Annotated in this window: 1 pseudogene; it reads left to right on the forward strand. The window is 50.4% G+C overall.

The features are described from left to right. A pseudogene (locus FH08_RS0134160) lies at positions 1–349 on the forward strand (hypothetical protein); the annotation flags it as partial. Positions 350–377 lie beyond the last annotated feature (28 nt).

Genomic DNA, 377 nt, shown 5'->3' on the forward strand with positions numbered 1-377 from the left:
GGTGATATCGCTGGTGGGTATGGCGGCCCTGCTGTTTGCACCATTGAATGCAGTGACGTTCTTTGCAGCGATTGCCTGCGTGGCATTTAAATTTGGCGGCACTATTAACGTCTTTCCGTCACTGGTCAGTGAGTTCTTTGGCCTCAATAACCTGGCGAAAAAATACGGTGTGATTTATCTCGGTTTCGGTATCGGTAGCATTTGTGGTTCGATTATCGCCTCACTGTTTGGCGGCTTCTATGTGACCTTCTACGTGATTTTCGCCCTGCTGATTCTGTCATTGGCGCTTTCTACGACGATTCGTCAGCCAGAGCAGAAAATGTTGCGTGAGGCGCATGGCTCCCTTTAATGCTCAGCCGCGAGCTACTGGGCTTCAG

The organism is Caballeronia sordidicola (genome assembly GCF_000729995.1).
Lineage (GTDB): Bacteria > Pseudomonadota > Gammaproteobacteria > Burkholderiales > Burkholderiaceae > Caballeronia > Caballeronia sordidicola_A.